10 protein-coding genes are annotated in these 7,289 nt (G+C 54.8%); 4 read left to right on the plus strand and 6 right to left on the minus strand.

All coding sequences use genetic code 11. The annotated features are described in order from the left end of the window. Positions 1–416: 416 nt before the first annotated feature. The 4 genes from B2W52_RS19735 to B2W52_RS19750 all read left to right on the plus strand — a co-directional run bounded on the left by B2W52_RS19735 (position 417) and on the right by B2W52_RS19750 (position 3,426). A complete protein-coding gene (locus tag B2W52_RS19735; RefSeq protein ID WP_053114982.1) occupies positions 417–1,235 on the plus strand; it encodes a transporter substrate-binding domain-containing protein in 819 nt (272 codons plus the stop codon). 153 nt (positions 1,236–1,388) lie between these two features. Beyond that, positions 1,389–2,054, plus strand: a complete 666-nt coding sequence (locus tag B2W52_RS19740) for an amino acid ABC transporter permease (protein WP_008169533.1) — start codon at positions 1,389–1,391, stop codon at positions 2,052–2,054. After that, positions 2,054–2,707 carry an amino acid ABC transporter permease gene (locus tag B2W52_RS19745; protein WP_008169529.1) on the plus strand — a complete coding sequence of 218 codons (654 nt, stop codon included), beginning with the start codon at positions 2,054–2,056 and terminating at the stop codon, positions 2,705–2,707. The genes B2W52_RS19740 and B2W52_RS19745 overlap by 1 nt, the downstream gene beginning before the upstream one ends. Beyond that, positions 2,704–3,426 carry an amino acid ABC transporter ATP-binding protein gene (locus B2W52_RS19750; RefSeq protein WP_014576841.1) on the plus strand — a complete coding sequence of 241 codons (723 nt, stop codon included), beginning with the start codon at positions 2,704–2,706 and terminating at the stop codon, positions 3,424–3,426. Before B2W52_RS19745 ends, B2W52_RS19750 begins: the two co-directional genes overlap by 4 nt. Before the next feature lie 88 nt (positions 3,427–3,514). On the opposite strand, the gene B2W52_RS19755 is transcribed toward B2W52_RS19750, so the two are convergent. The 6 genes from B2W52_RS19755 to B2W52_RS19780 form a co-directional block, all read right to left on the minus strand. Then, positions 3,515–3,907, minus strand: a complete 393-nt coding sequence (locus B2W52_RS19755) for a hypothetical protein (protein ID WP_273017883.1) — start codon at positions 3,905–3,907, stop codon at positions 3,515–3,517. 19 nt (positions 3,908–3,926) lie between these two features. Further along, positions 3,927–4,673: an SDR family oxidoreductase gene (locus B2W52_RS19760; RefSeq protein WP_273073081.1), complete on the minus strand. Its 747-nt coding sequence runs from the start codon at positions 4,671–4,673 to the stop codon at positions 3,927–3,929. Between the two features lie 113 nt (positions 4,674–4,786). After that, positions 4,787–5,206: a DUF4399 domain-containing protein gene (locus B2W52_RS19765; RefSeq protein ID WP_414673521.1), complete on the minus strand. Its 420-nt coding sequence runs from the start codon at positions 5,204–5,206 to the stop codon at positions 4,787–4,789. A gap of 75 nt (positions 5,207–5,281) precedes the next feature. Further along, positions 5,282–6,193 (minus strand): serine hydrolase domain-containing protein, encoded by a 912-nt coding sequence (locus B2W52_RS19770; protein WP_273073082.1) that lies wholly within the window; start codon positions 6,191–6,193, stop codon positions 5,282–5,284. Positions 6,194–6,412: 219 nt separating this feature from the next. After that, positions 6,413–6,745, minus strand: a complete 333-nt coding sequence (locus tag B2W52_RS19775) for a YnfA family protein (protein ID WP_008169514.1) — start codon at positions 6,743–6,745, stop codon at positions 6,413–6,415. Positions 6,746–6,845: 100 nt separating this feature from the next. Further along, a partial coding sequence (locus B2W52_RS19780) for a glutathione S-transferase family protein (RefSeq protein ID WP_286803951.1) occupies positions 6,846–7,289 on the minus strand: 444 nt, incomplete at its 5' end.

A 7,289-nucleotide genomic window follows, 5' to 3' on the forward strand; every position in this document is an offset into this window, starting at 1 on the left:
GGGCGCTGGTTGCCGGAGGTGTCAGTTCGCTGGCGCTGCTGGGTGGATTACTGCCCACGCTCAGGGCAATGCGGTTAAACCCCGCTGTGTTGCTCAGAGACCGTTAAAATGGCCTGCTATAGTAATAAATTCGTCTTTTTGATTAAGGAGGTGTAAACATCAGTTAAATCATAGACCTAAGAACATGAAAAATGACTGTTTGTTCGTTTTTTGGCCGCTATCACGAGCTGCAGGCTCAAAAAATCCGGTTATATTGAGGAAATTAAGGAAAATTGCCTACCAAATGGCAAATTTCAAAAGTTTTCACTAAATAATCTACGGTAGTATTTTTACGTATGCTTTTTGCACATAACTCGTGTTGTGTAGGCATAACGGACACACACTTTTCGCCCACGAAAGAAAAAGAGAGAATAACTATGATTCGCAAACTAGCACCGCTTGTATTCGCTTGTGCTGCGGTAACCTCCGTAAGCGCGACAGCCGATCAGCTGGACACCGTGATTCAACGTGGCACTCTGAACTGTGGCGTGGTTCTGGATTTCCCACCAATGGGATATTTTGACGAGAACAACGAGCCTGCAGGCTTCGACGTCGATTACTGTAACGACCTGGGCGAGGCGCTCGGCGTGGACGTTAACGTTCTCAACCTGACCTGGGGCGAGCGGATTCCCTCCCTGGTTTCCGGCAAAACTGATGTGGTTATCGGTTCTACCTCCGATACACTGGAGCGCGCCAAGACCGTTGGCTTCACCTACCCGTACTTCGTGTTCAAATTCCAGGTTATCGCCAACGAGGACAAGAACATTGAATCCTTCGACGACCTTAAGGATCTGAAAGTCGGTGCGGCACTCGGCACCACCTACGAAACCGAATACCTCGCGTATGCCGAGCAGCAGGGCTGGGGCAAGGACAACTACACCTCCTTCAAATCCGAGAACGATGCCTACCTGGGTCTTTACCAGGGCAAGGTCGACGCAATCATCTCTACCAACACCAACATTGCGACCAAACTGCGTAGCGAAGAGTTCGCAGACTTTGAAGCGGGCCCCTACGTTCCCAACTACGACGACGTTGTGGGCATCATCGCCAAGCGTGATGAGGTTGCCTGGATCAACTACCTGAACCTGTTCCTGGTACGCCAGATTCGCGACGGCAACATGAACGAAGCTTACAACAAGCACTTCGGTACCGATGCGCCGGCCGATCTGATCAAGTCCCTCCGGGACAACAAGTAAGCGCCGAACCGACGGCCGCCAAACAGGCGGCCGTCATTGCATTGGTTCCCGGGTCGGGCACTCACCCTCGGGTGTCCTGACCTAAAATTCTGATCAAGGCCCCTCTTACCGGGCTCTGGTCGAGTTTCCTACCATTCATAAAATGGCCAAGGTATGGACTACGAATTTCACTGGAACGTTGTGTTCCAGAACATGCCCCAGCTGCTGAACGGTGCCTTCGTTACCCTGCACGTATCCGTTCTGGCGATGCTTCTGGGCGTTGTGATCGCAATACTGTTGGCGATCGCCAAAATGAATAACACGAAGTTCTTCAGCCAGGTTGCTACGGTCTGGGTCGAGATTGCCCGGAATACGCCGGCCCTGTTCCAGATCTACATGGCCTATTTTGGCCTTGGAGCATTTGGTATCCACCTCAGCCCCTACGTGGCGGTACTGAGCGCACTGGTCTTTATCAACGCGGGCTACCTGACGGAGACGTTCCGGGGTGGTTTCCAGTCGATTCCGAGCACGCAGTACAGCGCCTCCAAGTCGCTGGGCATGACCAGTATCCAGACGTATCGATACATCATCCTCCCGCAGATGCTGAGACGCATCTACCACCCGATGACCAACCAGTTTGTCTGGTCCATCCTGATGAGCTCTCTGGGCATTCTGGTCGGTATGAGCGAGCTTTCTGGCACGACTCAGCGTTTGCAGTCGCTGTCGTTCCGAACACTGGAGTTCTTCATTGTGGCGGCCGTGATGTACTTCGTGATCACCAAACTCGTGTTGTTCGGGTCATCATTGCTTGCGCGTAGACTCTTCAAGGGGGAAATCTGATGAATTCCTTATTCACACCCCTGTCCTGGAGCGATAGCGGTCTGATTCTGACCGGTGTCTGGAATACCATCATCATCTCCGTTGTCGCCATCGTGGTGGGCACGATTCTGGGATTGATCGTTGGTTTTCTCCGTGCCGAGAGCAACAAGGCCGTCAACGTCCTTTTCGGTAGCGTGCTCGACGTGCTGAGAAGTGTTCCCCTGATCATCCAGCTTATTCTGTTCTCCACCTTTGTCGGTGCGATGGGGAATCCACTGGCGCCGTTTGTTGCGGGCTCCATTGTGCTTTCGCTGTATACCATGGCCTTCATGAGCGAGGTGTTCCGCAGTGGCTTTGAGAGCGTCAGTCCCTCAATGCAGACGGCAGCGCGCTCACTGGGCATGACCAAATGGCAAACCATCTACCACATTCGGTTGCCGATTGGTTTGCGTGCTGTGTTCCCCTCGTGGCTGGGTGTTGCACTCAGTGTCATCAAGGACTCGGCCCTGGTCTCGGTCATCGGTTACATGGAATTGCTGCGCACGTCGGAGCAACTGATTTCAAGAACCCAGCAACCGCTCGAGATTCTGATCGGTGTTGGTATCTTTTACTTCATTATTTCGTACCCGCTGTCCCACTACGGCCGGTATGTTGAGAGGAAAATGGCAATATGATCAGCGTACAGAATGTCCATAAATCCTTCGGCGATCTTGAAGTACTGAAAGGCGTCAGCCTGGATGTAAAGAAAGGCGAGGTCGTGAGCGTTATCGGGGGCTCCGGCAGTGGCAAGTCGACTCTCCTGTATTGCATCAATGCCATTGAGCCCATCAACAAGGGCAAGATCCTCGTTGATGATGTGGATGTCCATGCCAAAGAGACCAACAAGGACAAGCTGCGCCAGAAACTGGGCATGGTCTTTCAGCAATGGAATTCCTTTCCTCATATGACTGTGCTGGAGAACGCCGCACTGGCGCCCAGAATCGTCAAGAAAATGAGCAAGGAAGAGGCAATCGAAATTGCCAAGAAAGAGTTGGAGCACGTCGGCCTGGGCGACAAGTTCGACGTCTATCCCACGAAAATGTCGGGCGGTCAGCAGCAACGCCTGGCGATTGCCCGTGCTCTGGCCATGAAGCCTGACTACATGCTGCTTGACGAGGTGACCTCCGCGCTCGACCCGGAGCTGGTCGGCGAGGTTCTGGATACCCTGCGCTTGCTGGCAGAAGAGGGGATGACCATGATCTGTGTGACCCACGAAATGGGGTTCGCACGGGATGTCTCTGATCGGGTGGCTTACTTCCACGAGGGTGTGATCGCAGAGATCGGTGAAGCACGCCAGGTGATTACCGATCCGCAAAACCCGCTCACCCAGAAGTTCCTTTCAAAAGTGCGCTAGAAAGTCGCCACAACCGTGGCGCTGGCTGGGGGAGTTCTTGGACCCGCTTTCCCAGCCATTTTTCCAGCCCGCCCAGAATCCGGTGGCTTCAGTTCCGGTTCTTCAGCACCTCATAAATCTTCCTGACCGCTTCCTCCTGCTTTTGTTTTTCAACCATATCTTCCAGCAGCTCCAGTACCCGTTTTTCGTCGTTGCTCCGAAGACCCGGCCAGTACACATAGGGCACCAGATCTGGATTGCTGATAAAGAACAAGGCGGTTTGTTCCGGATCGTTGGCGATGTCTCCGCGCAGGCCTACGGTAAACTGGCGGCCCTCGCCACCCCGTAGCGTTAACAGGAGGGATTGGTCCTGCTCGATGAATCGGGATTCCTCCACGGTAATGGGCTCTGCCAGATCGGGTACCGAGGTGATGTAGTATTGAAAGCCAAGGAACCCCAGCAGAACAGCAATCAACGCTGCCAGGGCAAAGGATTTGATCATTCTGAAGATTCCAAGCTGCTTACATTGCTCTGGCAAATAACCCAAAGGGGAGGGATTTGATTACGTAACTAATCGGCGTCCATGGCCACCAGGGCACATAGGCCCGGCGCTTCTCCGATTCGATGGCTTTCACCAGGGCCTTTACACCGGTTTCCAGATCCACACGGAAGGGCGCGCTTTTAGTGTCCCGGTTAATATCCGTGAGAATGTAGCCGGGCATAATGTTGCTGACGTTGATCGGCTTACCCTTGGTATCGAGCTGCAGACCTTCCGCCAAAGAGGCTACGGCGGCCTTGGTGGCAGCGTATACGTTCAGTGGACCACGGAAGCCGCGAACACCACTGACAGACGACATTAACACCAGGTGACCGCTGTTCTGCTCGCGGAAGATCTCCATGGCTGCCTCACTCTGGGCAATAGCAGCGATGAAGTTGGTCTCGGCGGTGTGGCGGTTGGCAGCGAAATGCCCACGGCCGATGGGCTGTGAGCTGCCAATACCTGCATTAACCACCACCCGATCAAGACTACCGAGCTCATCCCGGAAGCCCCGGAACACTTCGAACACCTGATCGTAATCGCAGACATCAAGGCCTCGGACGAGTACCCGGATATCCGGATGGGCCTGCTGCAATTCCCGCTGGAGAGCTTCCAGCTTGTCTGCCCGGCGCGCACAGAGCGCCAGATTACAGCCTTTGGCCGCCCATTCGCGAGCCATGCCTTCCCCGAGACCGGTGCTGGCACCGGTAATCAGAATGTTTTTTCGCATCAGCTATCCCCTGGATTCGTTCGGGTTATTTGAGCTCACAGTACCATGATCGAACGCCGAGGGGATTGACTGAAATGCAACTCTGCACTGGCCATTCCGTTCAGGGTAGAACGTTACTCCACCATCACTGTGATCTTCTCAGAGACCACGGGCGGATTATGCGGCACGTGCATGTGGTCACCCACCAAAAGCTGCAGCGTGTGTTTACCCGGCGATAGCGTGATCTCGGTTTCGGTTTGTCCACCGCCAAAGTGCTTGATTTGATCCGTTGCCGGGAGAGATTTGCTCAGATCGGACGGTACGTCGGTATCGATCAGCAGGTGGTGGTGCCCGGTGCCTGCTTTTTCCACGCCAGCAGGTGCCACGCCCATGTTCCGCAGACCAAAGACGACTTTGAAGGTCTGGTCGACGGTTGCGCCGTCAGTTGGTTGCACGAAATACACGCCAGCGTTGGCCGGCGCCTCAGACATCATGCTCTCTGCAATCGCTGCTACTGGCGCGATCAACAGAGCTGAAAACAGTGTAATTGCGATCCTGTTCATTTCGTTTCCTCCTTGGTGTTCGCCACCAGTGAGTATAGTTGAGGAAACTTATGCGTGACGGCCGCTTCAGTTTTCCACGGCAGGAATTATGTGCTCCTCAATTAACTGGAACTGGCGGCGCAAAAAGGCTGAACCCGGCGAGGGAGGGGTAGGGTCAGAGGTCATCACCACGGTCAGTTTGCGAGCGGGCATCACATACAGTACCTGGCCTCCGTACCCACGCCCGTAATACCCCATTTCGCCGGCGAGCGGCTGCTGGAACCAGCCATAGCCATAGGGATCATCTGTGTAGGCGGACCTTCCGCGTTCAATCCAGGACTCCCGCACCCAGTTTTCCGGAAACAGGCGCCGATCACCAAGGCGGCCTTCATTGCGATAAAGCTCGCCGATTTTGGCCAGGTCCCTTGGCGAAAGAGCCATATTATTGCCACCAAAATAGATCCCCTGGGGATCCCGGCCCCAGGCCGGAATGGTTATATTCAGTGGCTCGCCCAACCATTCCCGCGCCAGGTCGAGCGTGCTGCGCCCGGCGCTTTCAGTGAGCGCCGCCGAGAGCAGGTGGCTGCTGCCGGTGGAGTAGAGCATGCGACCGCCCGGCTCATCCACGAACGGCCGGGTGAGCACATGGTGAACCCAGTTATCGCTGTTCACCCAGGTGCCATAGTAACGGCCAGATGTCCGCTGCAACCCGGCCTGCAAAGACAGCAGGTGCCCCAGAGTTATCCGGTCCACGCCCTTGGTGGCGGAGGCGGGTACGCGGTCACCGAGCGTTTCAATAACCGGTTGATTGGTTCCCTCGAACACACCTTTTTCGATGCCGATACCCACCAGCGCGGCGAGTACTGTCTTGGAGAGAGATTTGATGTTGGTTGGCGTGTCGAGCCCGGCACTTTTCAAATCCAATGCCAGAACTTCCTGGCCCTCATGGACAACAATCAAGGAGTGAAGTCGCTCAAGGTTTGCAGCCTCTCTGGACACCTCTGTTTGCCAGTCGGCCGTCTCTGAGTGGCTTGGCGGGGTCACCAGGAGCAGCAGTGCGAAAAGCCAATATGAAAAGCGTTGCATAGTGTAAGGAGGCGCTAGCGTCTTCGTTTTGGTAAGTGGAACGTCGATCATATGACTACTGTACGTCAGCGCGCCGAGAGGAGGTCACGGCTTAATCAGATCTGTGGTGATTATCGGGTACGCGATGCAGATTTATGCGCCTCTAGGCGCAAACATGATGATCGCCATGCCGAGCAGGGCTACGCCGGATCCCACCAGATCCCAAACGGTTGGCCGGATACCATCAATAGCCCAAAGCCAGAGAATGGCCATGAAGATATACACACCGCCGTAGGCCGCATAAACCCGACCGGCGGCAGTAGGATGCAGGGAAAGTAACCAGGCAAATGCCGCCAGGCTCAGGGCCCCGGGTACGAGAAGCCAGATGCTCTTTCCCTCGCGAAGCCAGAGATAGGGTAGGTAGCAGCCAACGATTTCAGCCAGCGCGGTAACGAGAAACAGACCGATGGTTTTCAGTTCAGGCACGGGGATTTTCCTTTGTACCGATAAAAAGCCGTATTTATGACGCTTTGTGAACCAGTCTTTACGATTTACATGGGGATAGGAGAGTAATTACCGCGCACTTCTAAACCATAGGCCTGAAATTCGGTAATGCCGCAACCCGATCCAGCCATGCGCGAATCGCAGGGTAGGCTTCCAGCTCAAAACCACCCTCATCCGCGACGTGGGTGTATGCATAGAGTGAGATATCTGCAGTAGTGACCTTCTCACCCGCCAGGAATGGCGTCTCTGCCAGTTGTTGCTCCATCACCTGCAAGGCCTTGTGCCCGCCGGTTTGCTTGGCGGCATACTCGTCGGCTTTGTCTGCCGGCAGTCCCAGGTACTTGTTGATAAAGCGCGCGACGGCGATAAACGGCTCATGGCTGTATTGCTCGAAGAATTGCCATTGCAGAACGCGGGCCTGGGCGAGGCGGTCATTCGGGTACAGATCAGAGCCGAACGCGAGGTAGTTGATGATGGCGTTGGACTCTGACAGCGTCTCGCCACTATTTAGCTCCAGCAGAGGAAT

This window comes from Marinobacter sp. UBA2498 (assembly GCF_002341575.1).
GTDB lineage: Bacteria > Pseudomonadota > Gammaproteobacteria > Pseudomonadales > Oleiphilaceae > Marinobacter > Marinobacter manganoxydans.